Annotated in this window: 19 protein-coding genes; 11 read left to right on the plus strand and 8 right to left on the minus strand. The window is 74.4% G+C overall.

The genetic code is table 11. The features are described from left to right. Window positions 1–101: 101 nt before the first annotated feature. A complete protein-coding gene (locus ABZ920_RS07875) occupies window positions 102–1,709 on the minus strand; it encodes an FAD-binding oxidoreductase (protein WP_361499943.1) in 1,608 nt (535 codons plus the stop codon). 1,002 nt (window positions 1,710–2,711) lie between these two features. Here ABZ920_RS07875 and pstS point away from each other — a divergent pair. From pstS to pstB, 4 genes are all read left to right on the plus strand, one after another. Beyond that, a complete protein-coding gene (gene pstS, locus ABZ920_RS07880) occupies window positions 2,712–3,842 on the plus strand; it encodes a phosphate ABC transporter substrate-binding protein PstS (protein WP_361499945.1) in 1,131 nt (376 codons plus the stop codon). A 104-nt stretch (window positions 3,843–3,946) separates the two neighbouring features. Then, window positions 3,947–4,954 carry a phosphate ABC transporter permease subunit PstC gene (gene pstC, locus ABZ920_RS07885; protein ID WP_361499947.1) on the plus strand — a complete coding sequence of 336 codons (1,008 nt, stop codon included), beginning with the start codon at window positions 3,947–3,949 and terminating at the stop codon, window positions 4,952–4,954. Further along, window positions 4,951–6,006, plus strand: a complete 1,056-nt coding sequence (gene pstA, locus ABZ920_RS07890; protein ID WP_361499949.1) for a phosphate ABC transporter permease PstA — start codon at window positions 4,951–4,953, stop codon at window positions 6,004–6,006. Before pstC ends, pstA begins: the two co-directional genes overlap by 4 nt. 100 nt (window positions 6,007–6,106) lie before the next feature. Continuing rightward, on the plus strand, window positions 6,107–6,883 hold the full coding sequence (pstB, locus tag ABZ920_RS07895) for a phosphate ABC transporter ATP-binding protein PstB (protein ID WP_361499951.1): 777 nt from the start codon (window positions 6,107–6,109) through the stop codon (window positions 6,881–6,883). Window positions 6,884–7,189: 306 nt separating this feature from the next. Here pstB and ABZ920_RS07900 read toward each other — a convergent pair whose 3' ends face one another. Beyond that, window positions 7,190–8,185: an inorganic phosphate transporter gene (locus ABZ920_RS07900; RefSeq protein WP_361499953.1), complete on the minus strand. Its 996-nt coding sequence runs from the start codon at window positions 8,183–8,185 to the stop codon at window positions 7,190–7,192. Between the two features lie 9 nt (window positions 8,186–8,194). Beyond that, entirely contained in the window at window positions 8,195–8,815 is a 621-nt protein-coding gene (locus ABZ920_RS07905; protein ID WP_188289463.1) for a DUF47 family protein, read from the minus strand. Window positions 8,816–9,045: 230 nt separating this feature from the next. Here ABZ920_RS07905 and ABZ920_RS07910 point away from each other — a divergent pair, with 230 nt between their 5' ends. Continuing rightward, window positions 9,046–9,402: a metal-sensitive transcriptional regulator gene (locus tag ABZ920_RS07910; protein WP_361499956.1), complete on the plus strand. Its 357-nt coding sequence runs from the start codon at window positions 9,046–9,048 to the stop codon at window positions 9,400–9,402. A 78-nt stretch (window positions 9,403–9,480) separates the two neighbouring features. Here ABZ920_RS07910 and ABZ920_RS07915 read toward each other — a convergent pair whose 3' ends face one another. Then, window positions 9,481–9,660 carry a hypothetical protein gene (locus tag ABZ920_RS07915; protein WP_361499958.1) on the minus strand — a complete coding sequence of 60 codons (180 nt, stop codon included), beginning with the start codon at window positions 9,658–9,660 and terminating at the stop codon, window positions 9,481–9,483. A gap of 92 nt (window positions 9,661–9,752) precedes the next feature. Further along, window positions 9,753–10,625, minus strand: a complete 873-nt coding sequence (locus tag ABZ920_RS07920; RefSeq protein WP_361500428.1) for a hypothetical protein — start codon at window positions 10,623–10,625, stop codon at window positions 9,753–9,755. Window positions 10,626–10,773: 148 nt separating this feature from the next. Here ABZ920_RS07920 and ABZ920_RS07925 point away from each other — a divergent pair, with 148 nt between their 5' ends. Then, window positions 10,774–10,956, plus strand: coding sequence for a hypothetical protein (locus tag ABZ920_RS07925; protein WP_361499960.1), 183 nt, complete (start codon window positions 10,774–10,776; stop codon window positions 10,954–10,956). Between the two features lie 475 nt (window positions 10,957–11,431). Here ABZ920_RS07925 and ABZ920_RS07930 read toward each other — a convergent pair whose 3' ends face one another. From ABZ920_RS07930 to ABZ920_RS07940, 3 genes are all read right to left on the minus strand, one after another. Beyond that, entirely contained in the window at window positions 11,432–11,866 is a 435-nt protein-coding gene (locus ABZ920_RS07930; protein ID WP_361499962.1) for an NUDIX hydrolase, read from the minus strand. 57 nt (window positions 11,867–11,923) lie between these two features. Then, window positions 11,924–13,006, minus strand: a complete 1,083-nt coding sequence (locus tag ABZ920_RS07935) for a CHAD domain-containing protein (RefSeq protein ID WP_361500431.1) — start codon at window positions 13,004–13,006, stop codon at window positions 11,924–11,926. 127 nt (window positions 13,007–13,133) lie between these two features. Further along, window positions 13,134–15,419: an RNA degradosome polyphosphate kinase gene (locus ABZ920_RS07940; RefSeq protein ID WP_361499964.1), complete on the minus strand. Its 2,286-nt coding sequence runs from the start codon at window positions 15,417–15,419 to the stop codon at window positions 13,134–13,136. Between the two features lie 460 nt (window positions 15,420–15,879). Here ABZ920_RS07940 and ABZ920_RS07945 point away from each other — a divergent pair, with 460 nt between their 5' ends. From ABZ920_RS07945 to ABZ920_RS07965, 5 genes are read left to right on the plus strand one after another with little or no spacing between them, the layout of a single operon-like run. Continuing rightward, on the plus strand, window positions 15,880–16,431 hold the full coding sequence (locus tag ABZ920_RS07945; protein ID WP_361499966.1) for an RNA polymerase sigma factor: 552 nt from the start codon (window positions 15,880–15,882) through the stop codon (window positions 16,429–16,431). Next, on the plus strand, window positions 16,428–17,291 hold the full coding sequence (locus ABZ920_RS07950) for a zf-HC2 domain-containing protein (RefSeq protein ID WP_361499968.1): 864 nt from the start codon (window positions 16,428–16,430) through the stop codon (window positions 17,289–17,291). The genes ABZ920_RS07945 and ABZ920_RS07950 overlap by 4 nt, the downstream gene beginning before the upstream one ends. Continuing rightward, on the plus strand, window positions 17,288–18,151 hold the full coding sequence (locus tag ABZ920_RS07955) for an ABC transporter ATP-binding protein (protein ID WP_361499970.1): 864 nt from the start codon (window positions 17,288–17,290) through the stop codon (window positions 18,149–18,151). The genes ABZ920_RS07950 and ABZ920_RS07955 overlap by 4 nt, the downstream gene beginning before the upstream one ends. Further along, window positions 18,148–19,695, plus strand: a complete 1,548-nt coding sequence (locus ABZ920_RS07960; RefSeq protein WP_361499972.1) for an ABC transporter permease — start codon at window positions 18,148–18,150, stop codon at window positions 19,693–19,695. Before ABZ920_RS07955 ends, ABZ920_RS07960 begins: the two co-directional genes overlap by 4 nt. Then, on the plus strand, window positions 19,680–20,468 hold the full coding sequence (locus tag ABZ920_RS07965) for an ABC transporter (protein ID WP_361499974.1): 789 nt from the start codon (window positions 19,680–19,682) through the stop codon (window positions 20,466–20,468). Before ABZ920_RS07960 ends, ABZ920_RS07965 begins: the two co-directional genes overlap by 16 nt. The last annotated feature ends 19 nt before the right edge of the window (window positions 20,469–20,487 follow it).

Genomic DNA, 20,487 nt, shown 5'->3' on the forward strand with positions numbered 1-20,487 from the left:
GAACCGCCGGGGCGCGGGACCACCGGGCGGTGTGGAGCCCGGGGCGTAGTGCCCCGGAAGACCGGGGCGTAGTGCTCCGGGGCCCCTGCCCCGCTCCGGGCCTACAGCCCCTGTGGGTAGGTGAAGATGCGGTTCGGGTCGTACTGCGCCTTCAGCCGGGCCAGGCGGGGCGCCGCGTCGCCGTAGTAGGCCCGGCGCCAGTCGGTCAGCGCCGGGTCGGCGTAGTTCTGGTAGGCCGCGCCGGAGGCGTACGGCCTCATGGCGCCGTGCACCGCCGCCAGCCACGACTGGGCCGCCGAGCCCGCCCGGGAGCCGGAGGGCCGCGAGGCGCCCCCGCCATCGGGCCGCCAGGAGACCAGGTACTGGGCGAGCATCCGGGAACGGCGGTGGACGAAGGCCGTCGCCGTCGGCGCGACGCGGTTGACCGCTCCGCCGAGCGCGGTGAGCGCGACGCTGCCCGAGCCGCCCCGCACGGCCCGCACCTGGGACAGCAACGCCTGAATGCCGGCCGCCGGGATCGAGCGGTCGAAGAAGTCCGACCGCGCCGCGTACGTCTCCCGGCCGAGCGCGCCCCGCGCGGAGCGGCCCGGGGTCGGGCCGGGCAGATGGCACTGGGCGTCCGTCCGGAAGGAGGAGCAGCCGGCGTAGACCTCCATGGCCTGCTCGTACGACCGGCGCCGGAGCGTGACGTGGCGCGCGGGGGCGCCGATCGCCGCGGCCAGGCGGTCCACCGCGTTCTGCAGTTCGCCGTACGTGCCGAGGGAGAACGCCGACACGGACACCGTCGGCGTGCCGCCGGCCGTGTTCTCCAGGTGCAGGGCGGACCAGATCTCGTCCGGCTGGCCGGGGCCCCACTGCTGCCATGCCCTGACCACCGCGGCGGCCCGCGTCCAGGGCCAGGTCAGGTACGCCGACACGGCCTGGGGGGCCGGGTGGGTGCGGAACCGCAGCTCCGTCACGACGCCGAAGTTGCCGTTGCCCGCGCCGCGCAGCGCCCAGAACAGGTCCTTGTTCTCACGCGCGTTCGCGGTCAGCTGCCGGCCGTCCGCCGTGATCAGCGTGGCCCCGGTCAGGCTGTCGCAGGTCAGGCCGTAGGCACGGGAGACCACGCCGTGGCCGCCGCCGAGCACCAGGCCGGAGATCCCGACGGTCGGGCAGGATCCCGCCGGGACCGTGGTGCCCTTCGCCGCGAGCGCACGGTAGACGTCGATCAGCTTGGCGCCGGCGCCGACCACCGCGGTGCCGCCGCCCGCGCGCACCCGGTTCAGCCGCGACACGTCGACGACCAGCCGGCCGTCCCCCGAGGACCAGCCCGCGTAGGAGTGGCCGCCGTTGCGGATCGCCACGCGCAGCCGGTGGGCGCGGGCGTACGCCAGGGTGGACCGGATGTCGTCGGCGTGCGCCACGTACGCGACCGCGGCGGGCCTGAGCGAGTCGAAACGGGTGTTGTAGAGCTGCCGGGCCACGTTCCAGGAGGCGTCGCCGGGACGGACCAGGCTGCCGTCCAGGTCACGGGCCAGCGCGGCCCAGTTCGCGGCGGCCGCCGCGCCGGTGGTCCGCAGCGCGGTGCGGGAGGAGGTGGACGCGGCGGCCGCGGCGGTGGTCCGCGGGGCGCCGGCCGTCCCCTCGGTGGTGCCGCTGTGGCACGCGGCCGTGGTGACCGCCGCGAGCGCGGCCGCGCCGCCTCCGATGAACGCACGCCGTTCCATGTCTGCGCCTCCTGTCGGCTCCCGTGGATCGAGACGGGCATCCGGCCGCGGGGGTTCCGCCGGCCGCGGAAGTCGGCAGGGGGTGCCGGGTGGGAGCGGCGTGCGGGGAGACCGGATCCGGAGACCGGTCCGACGCCCCGTGCGGGATCGGCGCCGACGACGGCCGCGGCAGGCGCGGTGGCTTCGCACACGTGCGCGGCTCGGGCGGACGGCGGGCGACGTGTCGTCCGGACGAAGGAGCGGACTCCGGGCGGACGACCGTCCAGGCGACGGGGCGGTCAGGCGGCTGAGCGGCCGAGGGGGCGGGCAAGCGGTGAGGTGGGCAGGGGGTCGGGCGGACGGTGGATGATCGGGCCGAGGCCCGGACGAAGAAACGACTTCCGAGCGGACGAGTAGCTGGGAGGAGGCTGGGCGGACGGGGGCGGACAAGCGGCCGAGCGGCCGGGCGGCCGAGGGGGCGGGCAAGCGGCGAGGTGACCGGGGGATCGAGCGGACAGCGGACGATCGCCGGGGCAGGACGAAGAAGCGAGTTCCGAGCGGACGAGTAGCCGGGAGGCCGGGCGACCGGAGAGACGGGCGGCCGGGCGGTCAGGCGACCGGACGGAGGAACGGCCGGCGGCCGGGCGGACGAGCGACCAAGCGGCCGGCGACGGAACGGGAGGGGCGACCGGACGGCGGACCAGCGGCCCTGAGGCCGGCATCCGAGCCGCCGCAGGCCAGGGCCCAGGGCGGCCCGGCCGGCACCCCGGCGGGATCCGCGCGTGGCCTCCCCGTAAGCGTTCCGTGACCTCACCGCACCGACGGCAGGGGTTCACTTCCCGTTCACTCATGCCGTCTGGCCGATTCACCTGTTCTGCCTAATTTCGGCCCTACCCGGTGCGGAGTGCGGCCCGACAGGCGCTCACGCATCGCAAGGACACCGCAGCCTGAGAGCACGGCCTCGCAGGGCTGACACGACTTCGCACGCCGCCCGCCGGCGGCTCCTGGAAGGAACACCCGAAAGTGAAGCTTCAGCGCAAGAACCGGCTTCGCGCGATGTCCCTCGGTGCTGTCGCCGTCTCCGGCGCCCTGGCCCTGACGGCGTGCGGCTCCGACGACACGAGCAGCGGCAGCGGAACCAACGCCTCGGCGTCCACCCAGGCGGGCTCGGTCAAGTGCGACGACGCCAAGGGGCAGCTGCAGGCGTCGGGCTCCACCGCGCAGAAGAACGCGATCGACGCCTGGGTGAAGCAGTACACGCTGGCCTGCAAGAGCGTGCAGGTCAACTACAACCCGACGGGTTCGGGCGCCGGTATCACCGCGTTCCTGCAGGGCCAGACCGCCTTCGCCGGTTCGGACTCCCCGCTGAAGCCCGAGGAGGTCGCGCAGTCCAAGAAGGTGTGCTCCGGCGGCCAGGCGATCGACCTGCCCATGGTCGGCGGCCCGATCGCGGTCGGCTTCAACGTGCCGGGCGTGGACAGCCTGACCCTCGACGCGCCGACCCTCGCCAAGATCTTCAACGGCAAGATCACCAACTGGAACGACGCGGCGATCAAGAAGCTCAACCCGAGCGCCAAGCTGCCCGACCTGAAGATCCAGGCCTTCCACCGCTCCGACGAGTCCGGCACCACGGACAACTTCACCAAGTACCTGATCTCCCAGGCCAAGGCCGACTGGCCGTACGAGGGCGGCAAGGCCTGGCAGGCCAAGGGCGGCCAGTCCGCGCAGGGCTCCTCCGGCCTCGCCCAGCAGGTGAAGCAGACCTCCGGCGCCATCTCGTACTTCGAGCTCTCCTACGCCGCCGACGGCATCAAGACCGTCGACCTGAAGACCGCCGCCGCCGAGCCGGCCAAGGCGACCGCGGAGAACGCCTCCAAGGCCATCGCCTCCGCCAAGGTCGCCGGCACCGGCAGCGACCTGGCGCTGCAGCTGAACTACAACCCGAGCGAGGCGGGCGCCTACCCGCTCACCCTCGTCACCTACGAGATCGTCTGCGACAAGGGCAACAAGGCCGACACCCTGCCGACCACCAAGTCCTTCCTGACCTACATCGCCTCCGAGGACGGTCAGAAGATGCTCGCCGACGCGTCCTACGCCCCGATCCCCGACGAGATCATCGCCAAGGTCCGTACCACCATCGCGGGCCTGAGCTGACCTGAGCGTGCGGTCCGGCCCCACTCACGGGCCGGGCCGCGCCGTCCGGTGCACCGCCGCCTGGAGCCGCCCACCGCGCGCGGCTCCGCAGACCGGAGATCCAGATGGACATATCGACACAGAAGAAGGACGCGTCCGCGTCGACACCCCAGCCACCGGCGGTGGAGCGCGAGCGCGCCGCCCGGGGCACCACCCGGCCCGGAGACCGGATCTTCCTCGGCCTCTCCCGCGGGTCGGGCGTCTTCCTGCTCGTGATCATGGCCGCCATCGCGGTCTTCCTCGCCTACCGCGCCGCCCTGGCGATCAGCGAGGACCAGGGCAACTTCCTGACCAGCTTCGACTGGAACACCAGCATCGACCCGCCCGTCTTCGGCATCGCGGTGCTGGCCTTCGGCACGGTCGTCTCCTCGGTCGTCGCCATGGCGCTCGCGGTCCCGGTCGCGGTCGGCATCGCGCTGTTCCTCACCCACTACGCCCCGCGCCGGCTCAGCGGGCCCATCGCCTACGTGATCGACCTGCTCGCCGCCGTGCCGTCCATCGTGTACGGCCTGTGGGGCGCCCTGGTCCTGGTGCCGCAGCTGACCGGCCTGTACGCCTGGCTGGACGAGTACCTCGGCTGGACCGGGATCCTCTCCTGGCAGGGCGGCGCGCCGCGCTCCCTGCTCACCGTGGGCATCCTGCTCGCGATCATGATCCTGCCGATCATCACGAACGTGAGCCGCGAGGTCTTCCGCCAGGTTCCGCGGATGCACGAGGAGGCGGCCCTGGCCCTCGGCGCCACGCGCTGGGAGGTCATCCGCATGGCGGTGCTGCCCTTCGGCCGCTCCGGCGTGATCTCCGCCTCCATGCTGGGCCTCGGCCGCGCGCTCGGCGAGACGATGGCCGTCGCCATCGTGCTCTCCCCGGCCTTCGACATCCAGGCCAGCCTGCTCGACCCGGGCGGCGGGACCTTCGCCCAGAACATCGCGAGCAAGTTCAGCGAGGCGACCCCGCTGGGCCAGGACGCCCTGATCGCCTCCGGTCTGGTGCTGTTCGTCATCACCCTGCTCGTCAACGGCGCGGCCCGCATGATCATCAACCGCCGCAAGGAGTACTCGGGGGCCAACGCATGAGCACCGCAGCCGTCACCTCCCGCCGCGCGAGCAGCCTGCGCGGCGCGCGCCTGCCGAAGTGGGCGCCCTGGGCGATCGCCGCGGGCTCCGCCGCCGCCGGGGCCGTCATCGGCCTGGCCGCCGGCCTGCAGAGCAGGGTCCAGTGGGGCCTGATCGCCGCCGTCCTCTTCGTCGCCGGCACGTACGGGATCGCCGCGCGCGTCGAGGGCCGCCGCCAGGCCAAGGACCGCATCGCCACCGCCCTGGTCTGGGTCTGCTTCCTCCTCGCCGTCGTCCCGCTGGCCTCCGTGATCTGGGCGACCGTCGCGCGGGGCGTGAAGGTCCTCGACGGGTACTTCCTGACCCACTCGATGGGCGTCGTCGCCGACACCGAACCCGGCGGCGGCATCTACCACGCGATCATCGGCACCCTGGAGCAGGTCGCCCTGGCCTCCCTGATCGCCGTGCCGGTGGGCGTGCTCACCGCGATCTACCTGGTCGAGTACGGGCGCGGCCGGCTGGCCCGGGCCGTCACCTTCTTCGTCGACGTCATGACGGGCATCCCGTCCATCGTCGCCGGTCTCTTCGTCCTCAGCTTCTGGATCCTGATCCTCGACATGGGCTACTCCGGCTTCGCCGGCGCGATGGCCCTGGCCATCCTGATGATGCCGGTGGTGGTCCGCTCCACCGAGGAGATGCTCAAGCTCGTCCCGAACGAGCTGCGCGAGGCCTCGCTGGCGCTGGGCGTGCCGAAGTGGCGCACCATCCTGAAGGTGGTCCTGCCGACGTCGATCGGCGGCATCATCACCGGTGTGATGCTCGCGGTGGCGCGCATCACGGGCGAGACCGCCCCGGTGCTGCTGCTGGTGTGGAAGACCAGCCTGATCAACAACAACCCGTTCCAGGACCCGCAGGCCTCGCTGCCGCTGTACATCTACCAGCAGTACGCGAACAGCTCGGGTGCGGGCGCGGCCTACGACCGCGCCTGGGCGGCGGCGCTCACACTGATCGCCTTCGTCATGATCCTGAACCTGCTGGCCCGCGGCATCGCCCGCTGGAAGGCCCCCCGCTAACGATCTGCGGCTGCCGCCGCGTGGCCGGTCGCCGGGGCGACCGCCCCGGCTCCGCCGGGCGGGGCCGACAGCGACCGAGACTGGAAGTGAAGAAGTAGTCATGGCCAAGCGAATCGACGTCAGCGGACTGACCGCGTACTACGGCTCCCACAAGGCGATCGAGGACATCTCGATGACCGTGGAGCCGCGCTCGGTGACCGCGTTCATCGGCCCGTCCGGCTGCGGCAAGTCGACGTTCCTGCGCACGCTCAACCGCATGCACGAGGTCACGCCGGGCGGCCGTGTCGAGGGCAAGGTGCTGCTGGACGACGAGGACCTGTACGGCACCGGGGTGGACCCGGTCTCCGTCCGCCGCGAGGTGGGCATGGTCTTCCAGCGGCCGAACCCCTTCCCCACGATGTCGATCTTCGACAACGTGGCGGCGGGCCTGCGCCTGAACGGCGGCCGCAAGAAGGGCGAGCTGGGCGACATCGTCGAGAGGTCGCTGCGGGGCGCCAACCTCTGGAACGAGGTGAAGGACCGCCTGAACAGGCCGGGCTCGGGCCTGTCCGGAGGTCAGCAGCAGCGCCTGTGCATCGCGCGGGCGATCGCGGTGGAGCCCAAGGTCCTGCTGATGGACGAGCCCTGCTCGGCGCTGGACCCGATCTCCACCCTGGCCATCGAGGACCTGATCGGCGAGCTGAAGGAGCGCTTCACGATCGTCATCGTGACGCACAACATGCAGCAGGCGGCGCGTGTCTCGGACCGCACGGCGTTCTTCAACCTGGCGGGCGTCGGCCAGCCCGGCCGGCTGATCGAGATCGACGACACCGAGCGGATCTTCTCCAACCCGTCCGTGCAGGCGACGGAGGACTACATCTCGGGCCGCTTCGGCTGAGCCGGCGGCCGGTGCGAGAACCCCTCGCGGTGCTGCATGGCGGTGCCACCGCGAGGACGCAGAAGGGCCCGCCCCCGGCTTCGGGGGCGGGCCCGCTGTGGTGTTCCGACGGGTCCGCGCGGTCGCGGGCCGCACGCTCGCTGCGGAACCGTTTCGGCAGGCGCCGGCCCATATGGGCCGGCAGCGCGTGCGCCGTCTGGGGTGAACCGTTTCAGCACCTAGCGCCGCCCGATGCCGCATCCGGCGTGCGGCGGCTGAGCTGAACCGTTTCTTCGGGTGGCTCCGGCCGGCCGGTCCGGCCGGTGGCTAGAACGCGAGGTTCAGGACCCCGAACGCCACCGCCGCCACGATCGCGGCGGCCGGCATGGTGATGAACCAGCCCAGGACGATGTTCTTGGCGACGCCCCAGCGCACGGCGTTCACGCGCTTCGTCGCGCCGACGCCCATGATCGCCGAGGTGATCACGTGGGTGGTCGAGATCGGGGCCTTGAACAGGAACGCCGTGGCGAACATGATCGACGCACCGGTCGTCTCGGCGGCGAAGCCCTGCGGCGGATCCAGCTCGATGATCTTCCGGCCGAGCGTGCGCATGATCCGCCAGCCGCCCGCGTAGGTGCCCAGCGACAGCATCAGCGCGCAGACGATCTTCACCCACACCGGGATCGGGTCGCCGTAGTCCTCCACGTCCGCGATGACCAGGGCCATCACCACGATGCCCATGGTCTTCTGGGCGTCCTGCAGACCGTGGCCGAGCGCCATGCCCGCGGCCGACACCGTCTGGGCGATGCGGAAGCCGCGCTTGGCCTTGTGGGGGTTGGCCCTGCGGAAGATCCACAGGATGGCCGTCATCACCAGGTAGCCGACGATCAGGCCAACGACCGGCGAGATGAACATCGGCAGCACGACCTTGTCCAGCACGCCGTTCCAGTAGACCGTCGTGCCGCCGGCCAGGGCGGCGCCGACCATGCCGCCGAACAGCGCGTGCGAGGAGGAGGAGGGCAGACCGAAGTACCAGGTGGTGAGGTTCCAGACGATCGCGCCCACCAGGGCGGCGAAGAGGATCGCCATGCCCTTCGAGCCCTCGGGTGTCTGGATCAGGCCCTCGCTGACGGTCTTGGCGACCCCGCTGCCGAGGAAGGCGCCCGCGAGGTTCATCACGGCCGCCATCGCCAGCGCCGCCCGGGGGGTCAGCGCCCGGGTCGAGACGGACGTCGCGATGGCGTTGGCGGAGTCGTGGAAGCCGTTGGTGTACGTGAAGAAGAGCGCGACCGCGACGGTCACGACCAGGGCGAAGGTGTCCATGGACGGGCCTCAGGACTCCTTGACCGCGATGGTCTCCACCGTGTTCGCCACGTGCTCGAAGGCGTCCGCCGCCTCCTCCAGTACGTCCACGATCTGCTTCAGCTTGAGCACTTCGATCGCGTCGTACTTGCCGTTGAACAGGTGCGCCAGCAGCTTGCGGTGGATCTGGTCCGCCTGGTTCTCCAGGCGGTTCACCTCGATCCAGTACTCGGTGAGGTTGTCCATGGTCCGCAGGTTCGGCATGGCCTCGGCCGTCAGCTCCGCCGCCCGCGCCAGCACCTCGATCTGCTGCTCGACGCCCTTGGGCAGCTCCTCGACGTTGTAGAGGACGACCAGGTCGACGGCCTCCTCCATGAAGTCCATGATGTCGTCGAGGGAGGACGCGAGGGAGTAGATGTCCTCGCGGTCGAACGGCGTGATGAACGAGGAGTTCAGCTGGTGGAAGATCGCGTGTGTGGCGTCGTCACCCGCGTGTTCCGCTGCCCGCATGCGCTCCGCGATCTCGGCCCGGGCGGATGTGTCCGCCCCGAGCAGTTCCATCAGGAGTTTCGAGCCGGTGACGATGTTGTCCGCGGACGCGGCGAACATGTCGTAGAAGCTCGTCTCCCTGGGGGTCAGACGAAAGCGCACGTGTGGTCCTCGGTCTGCTTCGGTTTCGGTCAGGCTGATGCTAGGCGCATCATCCGGCCACGGCTATCGGGCCGCCCTCCAGTGTCGCCCATCGCGCGGAGTGCTCCGCACGTGGGCTTCACCACGGGCCGGCCGGGCCACCGCACCGGGCCCCGGCCGAGGGTCGTATACCCACCGAAATTCGGTACCATATACCCGGCAGGGGTATATGTCTGGAGCTGGAGGACGCGATGACGACCACCAAGGCCGGCGCGGCGGCGCCCTCCGAGGACACCGGAGCCGTGGTGACCGACCACGACCGCGGGATCCACGGGTACCACCACCAGAAGGACGAACACCTGAAGCGGCTGCGCCGCATCGAGGGCCAGATCCGCGGTCTGCAGCGGATGGTCGACGAGGACGTCTACTGCATCGACATACTCACCCAGGTGTCCGCCTCCACGAAGGCCCTGCAGTCCTTCGCCCTGCAACTGCTGGAGGAGCACCTGCGCCACTGCGTCGCCGACGCGGCCCTCAAGGGCGGCGACGAGATCGACGCCAAGGTGGAGGAGGCCACGAAGGCCATCGGGCGGCTGCTGCGCACCTGAGGCGGCGGGCGGTCGCCGTCCCGGCCGCGGTGGCCGGAGCCCGCCCGGCCGCGGTGGCCGGCGTCGTACGGTGTGCGGTCACCCGGCGGAGGCCGCCCGGCGTTCCTCGGCCACCTTCAGCACCTCGTCGATGCTCTCCAGGCTGAGCCGCTCCCGGGCCGCCGAGGCCGCGATGATCAGTTCTCCGCACAGCTCTATCTCGGCCAGTGCCACGTGGTCCTGAACTGCCGTACCGCCGACCGGAGCCACGTGCGTCACCTCTTCCTAGCCGTCACCGGCTTCCTAGAGTAGGCAGCGCCCCGCACGCCGCGCATGGCACGGACGGGCTAGTTCGCCGGTCGATTCCCGGCTCACCCCTCGGCGATCCGCCCGGCGTAGATGTCGTCCGGGCGCGGCAGCCGCACGGTCACGGGGGTGCCGAAGCCGTACAGCAGCGTCGTCGAGACCACCGCGACGGTGCCCCTCCGCTGCCCGTTGACGAAGCTGAAGCGCTGCCGGATCTTGCGCACGCGGCCGGCGTCGTCGAGGTACACGTCGAACGGGACCTCGGCCGTGGCGAAGCCCTTCGCCGCCGCCTCCAGGGCCGCCGCGGCCGCCGCGGAGGCGTGCTCCGCCGCCAGGGCCAGATCCGCCGTGCCGCGGTAGTGCCGCACCGCGGTCCCCGCCACCTCCGTGCGCCCCAGGTACGTCGCCGCGCGCGTCCCGCGCAGCACCTCGGCGGCGGTGAGCGGGTCGGTGGCGCCGCCGGTGACGAGGTTGCCGTCGGACGAGGTGGCGGTGTCCACCCGCACCCACTTGTCGGCCGGTACCCCCGCGCCCCGGTTCTTCATGAACAGGGCTCCGGGGGCGAGGAGTTCGGTGATCGGGCGGTACTCGGGGACTCCGGCCGGGTCCTGCGGCAGCACCACCGTCAGCCGCCCGAGCTGCCTGCGGAAGTCGTACGCGCCCTCGCCCCGGATCGTCACCCGGGTCCCGCCGGCGGCCATCTCCATCGACGTACGGGCCTGGGAACTGCCCGCCCGCAGCAGCGCGTCGGCGGCGCCGCGCAGGGTCCGCACCGGGTCGGACGCCGCCCGCGCGTCCTCGGCGGCGGCGCCGCCGGAGCACCCGGTGGCGCACACGCAGACCACCAGACCCGCGGCGAGGGCCGTGCCGCCCGCGCCGCGCCGGGTCCTCGACCCGGCTCGAGCAGGAGGGACCACCGTCTGCCGCCGCTCCGCCATCGCCTGCCTACCCCCAGCCGGTACGTCCGTCACGGGCCCCCTGTCCTCCCGGGTTAACGACGGGTAAGGGGGCCCGTCACGCACCGGCGCGGCACGGGCACGGCGGACGGTCACCGGCCGTTCACCCGGTGTCGGTACCGTGGTCGGCGTGGCACAGCAGGAGGGGCTCGGCCCCGCGCCCGAGGACCCCGAGTACGTGGAACACCGCACGACGACCGTCGAACAGGGGCGCTTCTGCGCTGCCCGGTGCAGCTGCGGCTGGCGCGGTCCCGCCCGCCGGGCCCGGAGCCTGGCCCGCGCGGACGCGGAGGGGCACGGGACGGGGCCCTGAGCGGGGGCGGGCCGGGTGAGCGGTGCTCCGCGTTCCGTCCGGCGGGGCGGGTGGTGCGTCGGTCCGGGCCCGGTGCGGCTGGGTGGCCACGGCTCCCTCCGGGCGGACGCGGCTCTGTTCCGGCGGCCGGCCCGTGAGGTGGGGTTCAGGCCGGTCGGACGCCGGGCGGGGCCGGTCAGGTGTGCGGCAGAGCGCCGGTCAGGCGTGCGGGGACGGTGCCCGTCGGGAGTGGGGCAGCGGTCCGGTCGGGCGCGCGGCAGTGGGGCGGCAACCGGCTACTGCGAGCGGCGCGGCTACGACGTCGACGCCCGGGCGGGCCGCTCGTACGGGCAGGGCGATGAGCCCACGGGCTGAGGGACCGGCCGGCGTACGGTGCGCCGGTTCGCTGCGGCCCAACGGCCGGTCGGGTGCGGGGCGGTGGTGCCGGTCGGGTGCGCGGGGGTGGCGTCGGTCGGGCGCGGGACGGTGGTGCCGGTCAGGTGTGCGCGGGTGGTGACGGCAGTTCGTCGACCAGGTCGCGGTCGCGGACCTGGGTGAGGCGGCCGCGGGCCTGCGCGGGCGGGAGCCACAGGACGCGGTCCACCTCGCTGTTGGGCGTGAAGCGGCCCCCGGTGGCCTCGGCCGCCCAGTAACGGACCTGCTTGGGGCGGCCGTTCGCCATGTAGCACACGGTGCTCAGCTCGGCGCCGGGGACGGCCGTGTACCCGGTCTCCTCCAGGACCTCGCGCAGCGCCCCCGCGAGCGGGTCCTCGCCGTGCCCCAGCTTCCCCTTCGGGTGCGACCAGTCGTCGTACTTGGGCCGGTGGACGAGGCAGACCTCCAGGCCGCCGTCCACGGGGGAGCGGCGCCAGAGCACGCAGCCCGCCGCCCGGACCGTGGTGCCGTTCGTACGTGCCACAGGGTCGTTCACGCCTTCACCCTCCTTGCCGTGGCCGGGTCGCCGGACGCTCCGCCGGCCCGGGCGCCGTCAGCGGGTGCCCGCCGTCTCCTTCTGCCACGACTGCTGGAAGGCGAACCGGGCCGCCTCCACCTCGTGCCGCTGGTCGGCGTGGAGGACGCCGAGCGCGTACGCCGTCGCCGGGGCGATGCGGGGCGTCCGGGCCGCCGCCGCGGCGGCCGCCGCGGCCTCCGAGGCGTCGCGGTGCCGGTCGAGGGCCTGACCTGCCGTCAGGAGCCGTACGTCGGCGGGTGCTTTGCCGCCGCGCAGGACCTCCAGGGCGTACCGGTGCAGCCGCAGCAGCAGGCGGACCTGGTGCCAGGGCGCGTCCTGCGGATGCGGGGAGGGGTCCGGGGACAGGCCGTGGACCAGTGCCTCCGCGTTGTAGGGGCTGCCCGCGGTGACCAGGGGCAGCGCGGTGACGGCCTCCGTCAGGCGCTGCTCCGCGGCGGCGGCCGGGGCGCGCAGGTCGGCGGTGGCCGCGGCGGGCGTCAGCGGGACGTCGCTGGCGAGGACGGCGACCTGGTCGGCGACGGCGTGGAAGCGGCTGGATCCGAGGGCCTGGAGGGCGGTGGAGTGGGCGCGGGTGCGGGCGAGGGTGAGCTGTCGGTCCAGGAGCGCGCCCGCTTTCGCGGCGCCGACCGCGAGGCTGCCGCGGTCCGGGGGAGCGGTGGGCGGGGCGGCCGGACCGGCGGTGGCGGGTGCCTTCCCCGAGCCGTCCGCGTCGGAGGTGCCTCCGCCGCCTGCCACGGTGGCGCCGGCGGCACGGCCGGCCGGGGCGGAGGCGGCCAGGGGCTCGCCGGCCGCGGCGGTCGGCCCGGGTGGGAGCGGGGCGGCGCCCGAGAGGCGGTGCAGGGCCAGCAGGAGGCGGTCCAGACGGGCCTGGCAGGCGTGTTCGCGGGCCAGCGTGCCCGACACCCAGGCCAGTTCGGGACGCAGCTGTGCCGCCCAGCGTTCCTCCAGCAGCGGCCGGAAGGTGTGCAGGCTGCCGCTGATGCGGCGGGCCGAGCGGCGCAGGGCGCGTGCCGCGTCGGCGGCCCCTTCCGCGGCGGCCGGCCCGGTCTCCCGGTGCAGGCGCAGCGCGCGGAGGAACTCCGTGGCCTGCGCTCGCAGGTAGAGCGCGAGGGCGTCCGCGGTGGGGACGCCGCCGTGCCCGTGGGCCTCCCCCCGCTCCGGCGGAGCCGCCGGCGGGGCGGAGGCCGGCCGCCCGGGCGAGGGCGCGGCCGCGGGGTCCGCCGGGTCAAGGTGTCGCGTTGCCACGCCGGCGCCTCCGGGCGTCTATGAGCATCTCCTGGACGTTGCGCAGGGGGTGTCCGTCGGTGTCGACCGCGTGCCGGGTCCACTCGCCGTCCGGGCCCAGGTGCCAGGAGGCGGTGGTGTCGGACATGCCGGTCTCCAGGAGCCGGTTCAGCGCGGCCCGGTGGGCGGGGTCGACGACCCGGACCATGGCCTCGATCCGGCGGTCGAGGTTGCGGTGCATCATGTCGGCGCTGCCGATCCACACCTCGGGCTCGCCGCCGTTGCCGAAGGCGAAGACCCGCGAGTGCTCCAGGAAGCGGCCGAGGACGGACCGTACGCGGATGTTCTCGGACAGCCCGGTGACGCCCGGCCGCAGGGCGCAGATGCCGCGCACCCACACGTCGACGGGCACCCCGGCCTGCGACGCGCCGTACAGGGCGTCGATGACCGCCTCGTCGACCATCGAGTTGACCTTGACGCGGATGAAGGCGGGGCGGCCGGCGCGGTGGTGCTGGGCCTCCTTGTTGATCCGGGCGATCAGGCCGTCCCGCAGGGACTTGGGCGCGACCAGCAGCCGGCGGTAGGTCTCCCGGCGGGAGTAGCCGGACAGGCGGTTGAACAGGTCGGACAGGTCCGCGCCGACCTGCGGGTCGGCGGTCAGCAGCCCGAGGTCCTCGTACAGGCGGGCCGTCTTCGGGTGGTAGTTGCCGGTGCCGACGTGACTGTAGCGGCGCAGGGTGTCGCCCTCCTGGCGGACCACCAGGGACAGCTTGCAGTGCGTCTTCAGGCCGACCAGGCCGTACACGACGTGGCAGCCGGCCTCCTCCAGCTTGCGCGCCCACTTGATGTTGGCGTGCTCGTCGAAGCGGGCCTTGATCTCGACCAGGACGAGGACCTGCTTGCCGGACTCGGCGGCGTCGATGAGCGCGTCGACTATGGGGGAGTCGCCCGAGGTCCGGTACAGGGTCTGCTTGATGGCGAGCACGTCCGGGTCGGCGGCGGCCTGCTCCAGGAAGGCCTGCACCGACGTGGAGAACGAGTCGTAGGGGTGGTGCAGCAGCACGTCCCGGCTGCGCAGCGCGGCGAAGATGTCCGGCGGGGACGCGGACTCCACCTCGGCCAGGTCGCGGTGGGTGCCGGCGATGAACTTGGGGTACTTCAGCTCGGGCCGGTCGAGGCTGTGGATGCGGAAGAGGCCGGTGAGGTCCAGGGGGCCGGGCAGCGGGTACACCTCGGCCTCGCTGACCTTCAGCTCCCGGACGAGGAGGTCCAGCACCTCGCGGTCGATGGACTCCTCGACCTCCAGGCGCACCGGCGGCCCGAACCGGCGCCGCATGAGCTCCTTCTCCAGGGCCTGCAGGAGGTTCTCCGCGTCGTCCTCCTCGACTTCCAGGTCCTCGTTGCGGGTGAGGCGGAAGGCGTGGCTCTCCAGCACCTCCATGCCGGGGAACAGCTCCTCCAGGTGCGCGGCGATGACGTCCTCGACGGGGACGTACCGGCCGGGGGAGCACTCCAGGAAGCGCGACAGCAGCGGCGGCACCTTGACCCGGGCGAAGTGGTTGTGTCCGGTGACCGGGTTGCGCACGACGACGGCCAGGTTCAGGGACAGGCCGGAGATGTACGGGAACGGGTGCGCCGGGTCGACCGCCAGCGGGGTCAGCACGGGGAAGATCTGGTGCCGGAAGAGCGTGAACAGGCGGGCCTGCTCCTTCTCCGTCAGCTCGTTCCAGCGGACCAGGTGGATGCCCTCTTCCGCGAGGGCGGGGGCGACGTCCTCGTGGTAGCAGGCGGCGTGCCGGGCCATGAGCTCGCGGGAGCGGGCCCAGATCATCTCCAGCACCTCGCGGGGCTGGAGGCCGGAGGCGGACCGGGTGGCGACCCCGGTCGCGATGCGCCGCTTCAGGCCGGCGACCCGGACCATGAAGAACTCGTCCAGGTTGCTGGCGAAGATCGCGAGGAAGTTGGCGCGTTCGAGCAGGGGCATGCTGGGGTCCTCGGCGAGTTCGAGGACGCGCTCGTTGAACGCGAGCCAGCTGCGCTCCCGGTCCAGGAAGCGGCCCTGGGGGAGCCGCACCCCGTCGCCGCGCGACTCGTCGTAGCCGTCGAGGTCGGAGTCGAGGTCGGGTTCCAGGTCGGAGACCGTGGCCGCCACGGTGTGCGGGCGGTGCGCGGCGATCGAGCCCACGGAGGGCTGGGAGTGCTGGATCGCCTCGTGGTCCACGGGGCCTGCCTGCACGGTGCCGGTGGGGGACGGGTGGGTCTGGGCCTGGCTGTCTGGCTGCCTCATGACGTCATTCTTCCGCGTCCGGCGCGCGACAGGCGCGTCGGAGAGGGTGCGGGGGAGCCCGGCCCCGGCGGGGGACTGAGCGGCCGGTCGGGTCCGCGAGCGGGCGGGAGCGTCCCCGGTCCCCGCGGCCCCCCGCGGGGGCGGCGAAGGCTCTGGCACGGCGGGCTTCATTGGCCGAGCGTCGCAAGCCCGTCTGAATCGCCGGTTACGGCGACATGACGTGCGGGCCAGCGGGGGGCGGCTCGCGGGGGATCCCGGCTTCGGGGTCTGCGGGGGCCGGGCCTCCTCGGCCCGGTACCGGAGCCGTCGTGGGACAAGGGGCCGCCCCCCAGATCGGCTCCCGTCTCGTGCAGGCCGCGAACATTGCCGGTGCGCCACGTGGCCGGCGGCGTCCGTGCCGATTCGGGGCCACTTTCCGGAACGGGTGAACCGGTCGGCGGGTCTCGTCCGATGAGGAGACGTGAGGGATACGACAAGCGACGGGGAGCTGCTGCGGGCCATCGCGGCGGACCGCGACCGCCGCGCCTTCGAGGAGCTGTACCGGCGGTACGCGCCGTGGCTGACCGCCCGGCTGCGCGGCCGCTGCGCCGACGCCGCGATGGTCGACGACGTCGTCCAGGAGACGTTCCTGGCGGTCTGGCGCGGCGCCGCCCGGTACCGGGCGGAGGGCCACTCCGCGGACGCGGCCGGATGGCTGTGGCGCATCGGCGCCCGCCGCCTGGTCGACGCGCTGCGCGGGGACGGGGCGCGCGGGCGCCTGCGGCAGGCGCTGGCGCGGCTGCGCCACCGCGAGGAGGTGTCCGCCGAGGAACGCGTGCTCGCGGGGGTGGAGCACGGGGACCTCGCGGGCGCCCTCACCCGGCTGTCGCCCGAACTGCGGGCCGTGCTCCAGGCGACGGTCGTCGACGGGCTCAGCACCCGGGAGGCGGCCGTCCTGCTCGGCATCCCGCCCGGCACGGTCAAGACGCGGGCCATGCGGGCCCGCCGGCAACTGAGGGAGGCGCTGGCATGACCTGGCACGTGGCAGAGGACGACCTGCGCGCCTACGGGCGCGGTGAGCTGGAGCCGCCGCTGCTGTGGTCCGCCGACACGCACCTCGCCGGGTGCGCGGCCTGCCGGGCCCGGCTCGCCTCGCTGGCCGACCCGGCCGCGCTGGACGCCGGCTGGGAGCGGCTGGACGCCGAGCTGGACGCGCCCCGGCCCGGACCGGCCGAGCGGCTGCTGCTGCGGCTGGGGGTGGCCGGCCACACGGCCCGCCTGCTGGCCGCGACGCCCGTCCTGCGCCGCTCGTGGCTGCTGGCGGTGGCCGTGGTGCTGATGACGACCGTGGCGGCCGCCGAGGAGCTGCGCGCCGCGGACTCGCCCACCGCGTTCCTCGCCCTCGCCCCGCTGCTGCCGCTGGCGGGCGTGGCGCTGGCGTACGGCCCCGGCCTCGACCCGACGTACGAGATGGCCGTGGTCGCCCCGATGCACGGCTTCCGGCTGCTGCTCGTGCGCACGGTCGCCGTGCTGGCCGTCGGGCTCGGCCTGAACGGGCTGGCGACCCTCGCGCTGCCCGGCTACGGCCTGCGGGCGCTGGCCTGGCTGCTGCCGGCCCTCGCCCTCACCGCGACCGGCCTGGCGCTCACCCCGCGGCTCGGCCCGTACCGGGCGCCCGCCCTGACCGGCGGGGTCTGGGTCGCGCTGCTGCTGGTGGCGGGGGCGAGGTCGGCCGGCGGGGGCGCCCTGCCGCAGTTCACCGCGGCCGGGCAGGGCGCCGCGGCCGTGGTCGCCGTCCTGGCCACCGGGCTGCTGTACCTGCTGCGCGACCGCTTCGACGTCGCCGGCACCCGCACGTCCCCGACCGGTCTCACGCACGGGAGCACTTCGTGACCACCACCGTCTCCGCCTCCGGGCTCACCCTCCGCCTCGGCTCCACGGCCGCCCTCGACGACGTCTCGCTGCGGCTCGGCGAGGGCGTCACCGGGCTGCTCGGCCCCAACGGCGCCGGCAAGACCACGCTGCTGCGGGTCCTCGCCACCGCGGTGCCCCCGGAGCGGGGGGCCTTCACCGTGTTCGGCCACGACCCGGCCACGGCGGCGGGCCGCCTGGCGGTGCGCCGCGCGCTCGGCTACCTGCCGCAGAACCCCGGCTTCCACCCCGACTTCACCGCCTTCGAGTTCGTCGACTACGTGGCCGTCCTCAAGGAGCTGAGCGACCGCGGGGCACGCCACCGGGAGGTGCGGCGCGTGCTGGAGGAGGCCGGTCTGAGCGAGGTCCGCGGCCGGCGGATGAAGCGGCTGTCCGGCGGCATGCGGCAGCGTGTCGCCCTGGCCGCCGCGCTCGTCGGCGAGCCCCGCTTCGTGGTCCTGGACGAGCCGACCGTCGGACTCGACCCCGAGCAGCGGATGCGCTTCCGGGAACTGATCGCGCGGGCGGGCGAGGGGCGCACGGTCCTGCTGTCCACCCACCAGACCGAGGACGTCGCGATGCTCTGCCACCGCGTGATCGTCATGGCCGGCGGCCGGGTGCTGTTCGAGGGCACCCCGGCCGAGCTGACCGCGCGGGCCGCCGGCCGGGTGTGGAGCAGTGCGGAACGCGACCCCGGCGCGCGGGCCGGGTGGCGCACCGGCACGGGCTCCTTCCGCAACGTCGGCGACCCGCCCGCCGGCGCCGGCCTGCTGGAGCCCACGCTGGAGGACGGCTACCTCCTCACGCTCGACGGCGCCGCCGCGGAGGTGGCGGCCCGATGACCATCACGACGGCCGGTCCGGCCCCGGCGGCCACCGGGCCGGCGCGCGCACCCCGGCGCCCGGCGGCCGTGCTCGCCCTGGCCCGTTTCGAGGCGCGCGAGCTGCTGCTGAGCGTGCTCGTGCTCGGCGCCCTGCTGCTCCTCCTCGCGGTGACGGTCCGGGCGGCCTTCTTCAGCGGCGAGGGCATGGACGGCTTCCCGGCGCTTCAGGACGCCGACCGGGACACCCAGAGCGCCCCCCTCCTGCTCGCCTTCGCGGTGTTCGCCTGCGTCAACCGGGCCGTGCTGCGCTCCCGCCGCACCGGCACCGACCGCCACTTCGGCGTGCTCGTCATGGATCCCTGGCGGCGCACGCTCGCCCACGCGCTCTCCGTCGTCCCGTTCGCGGCGTTCACCGCGCTGGTGGTCGCGTTCCAGTTCGGCCGGGCGGCGCTGCGGCCCGGCGCCGCCGGCCACGGCTCGGTCGCCGAGCTGGCGGTCGGCCCGCTCACGGTGCTGCTGTTCGGTGTCGCGGGCGTCCTGCTGGCCCGGCTGGTCCCCTCCGTCCTGGCCGCCCCGCTGGTCGTGGTCGGGCTGTACGCGGCCGGCCTGTTCCTCGGGGTGTGGGCGCAGGAGCGCTGGTTCCGCTGGCTGACCCCGGTGGTGCGCGAGCACGGGGCGGACGCCCTCCCCTCCGCCCTGGTGGGCCGCCCCGCCGCCTGGCACGCGCTGTACCTGGCCGGACTCACCGCCGCCCTGCTGGGCGTCGCGCTGTGGCGCAGCGGGGGCCGCACGCCGTGGATCAAGGTGCTGACGGCCGTGGCCGTCGTCGCCACGGCGGCGGGGGCGGCCGGCCAGTCGCAGGGTCCGTCCGCCGCGCTGGAGGCGGCCCGCGCGCGGGTGTCCACGGCTCCCGAGGAGGCGGAGACCTGCCGCACGCGTGGCGCCACGGTGTACTGCGCGCTGCCGGAGTGGACCGGCCGCACCGGCGACTGGGCCGAGGCCGTCGAGCGCGTCCGCTCCGTGGCCGGTGAGCCCGCGGCCTCGCGGCGGTTGACCGTGCGGCAGCGCGTCGAGGCCCGCTACGGCCTGGACTCCGACCCCTCCTACGCCCCGCTGACCGCGCCCGGCGAGGTCACCGTCCTCACGCGCTGGGGCGGCAACCGCGTCCCCGAGTTCTCGGTCGGGCTGGCCTCCGTGCTGGTGGCGGGCGACGAGCGGGCCGGCGGACGGCTGTGCGACGGCCGGACGGTGACCGCCATGTGGCTCGTGCTCGGCGCCGACCCGCAGCCGCTGAGCACCCTGCGCCGGGTGCGCCTCGACGACAGCCTCTCGGGGTCCGCGTACGTGCTGACCCCGACGAGCGGCCTGGGCATGAGCGCCGGCCAGACGCGGGTGGTGCGGGAGCTGCTGCGCCGCCCGCGGCAGGACGTCACGGCCGCGGTGAAGGCCCACTGGGCCGAACTGACCGCTCCCGGCGTCCCGACGGCCCGTGTCGCCCGGCTGCTGGGCGTGCCGGACGCGGTGCGGGGCGCGGGGGGTGAGGACCGGTGCGGCGACGAGTGACGGCGGCGGTCGCGGGATCGGGCCGCCGTACGGCACCGGGCCGGACGGCGGAACGGGCCCGGGGCGAGGACCTCGCGCCCACGCCCGGCCCGGTCCGGGAGGGCGGCCGGCTGCGGGTGGTGGGCGCGCTGGTGCGGCCGACGTGGCATGCCCTGCCGTGGCCGGCGCTCGCCGGGGCGGGCGCGCTGGGGCTGGTGCTGGCCGCTGCCGTGCGGCTGCAGGGCCGGGAGGCGGGGGCGGCGGCCGGTCTGGTGCTGCTGCGGCTGGTGGCGCTCGTCGGCGGGCTCGGGGTCGCCCGTCTGCTCGACGACCCGGCCCGGCACACCACCGCCGCGGTGCCCGTGCGGCGGCCCGTGCGGGCCGGGCTGCGGGCGGCGCTCGTCGCGCCGTTCGCCGGGGCCTGGTGGGCGGCCGCGGTGCTGCTCGTGCCGGCACCGGCCCGGCCGCCCGCCGGTGCGCTCACCCTGGAGGCGGCCGCGATCGCCGCGTGCGCGTCGGCCCTCGCCGCGGCCGCGGTGCGCCTGGGCACCACGGCCCGGCCGGGCGAGCGCACGGCGCTGACACTGCTCGCCCTGGCCGCCGCCGTGCTGCTGGTGCCGCGCCGGTGGAGCCTGCTGGTGGCGCCCGAGGACCCGAACTGGGCGCCCGCGCACGCGGGGTGGGCGGCGGTCCTCGTCCTGGCCGCGTTCACGTGGGCGCTGTGCCTGCCGGAGCCCCTGCGGCGCCGGCCCGTCCCCCGCCGCCGGTCCGCCGTGGGCGGGTCCGGCGCCTGAGGCGGCGCGTCGCGAGCGG

The organism is Streptomyces sp. NPDC046831 (assembly GCF_040645305.1).
GTDB lineage: Bacteria > Actinomycetota > Actinomycetes > Streptomycetales > Streptomycetaceae > Streptomyces.

Excerpts from the sequence above, each read along its gene's own strand:
- pstA (WP_361499949.1), top strand. The coding sequence starts at position 4,951 with ATGAGCACCGCAGCCGTCACCTCCCGCCGCGCGAGCAGCCTGCGCGGC.
- ABZ920_RS07900 (WP_361499953.1), bottom strand. The coding sequence starts at position 8,185 with ATGGACACCTTCGCCCTGGTCGTGACCGTCGCGGTCGCGCTCTTCTTC.
- ABZ920_RS07940 (WP_361499964.1), bottom strand. The coding sequence starts at position 15,419 with ATGAGGCAGCCAGACAGCCAGGCCCAGACCCACCCGTCCCCCACCGGC.
- ABZ920_RS07960 (WP_361499972.1), top strand. The coding sequence starts at position 18,148 with ATGACCATCACGACGGCCGGTCCGGCCCCGGCGGCCACCGGGCCGGCG.
- pstB (WP_361499951.1), top strand. The coding sequence starts at position 6,107 with ATGGCCAAGCGAATCGACGTCAGCGGACTGACCGCGTACTACGGCTCC.
- ABZ920_RS07920 (WP_361500428.1), bottom strand. The coding sequence starts at position 10,625 with ATGGCGGAGCGGCGGCAGACGGTGGTCCCTCCTGCTCGAGCCGGGTCG.
- pstC (WP_361499947.1), top strand. The coding sequence starts at position 3,947 with ATGGACATATCGACACAGAAGAAGGACGCGTCCGCGTCGACACCCCAG.
- ABZ920_RS07875 (WP_361499943.1), bottom strand. The coding sequence starts at position 1,709 with ATGGAACGGCGTGCGTTCATCGGAGGCGGCGCGGCCGCGCTCGCGGCG.
- ABZ920_RS07950 (WP_361499968.1), top strand. The coding sequence starts at position 16,428 with ATGACCTGGCACGTGGCAGAGGACGACCTGCGCGCCTACGGGCGCGGT.
- ABZ920_RS07910 (WP_361499956.1), top strand. The coding sequence starts at position 9,046 with ATGACGACCACCAAGGCCGGCGCGGCGGCGCCCTCCGAGGACACCGGA.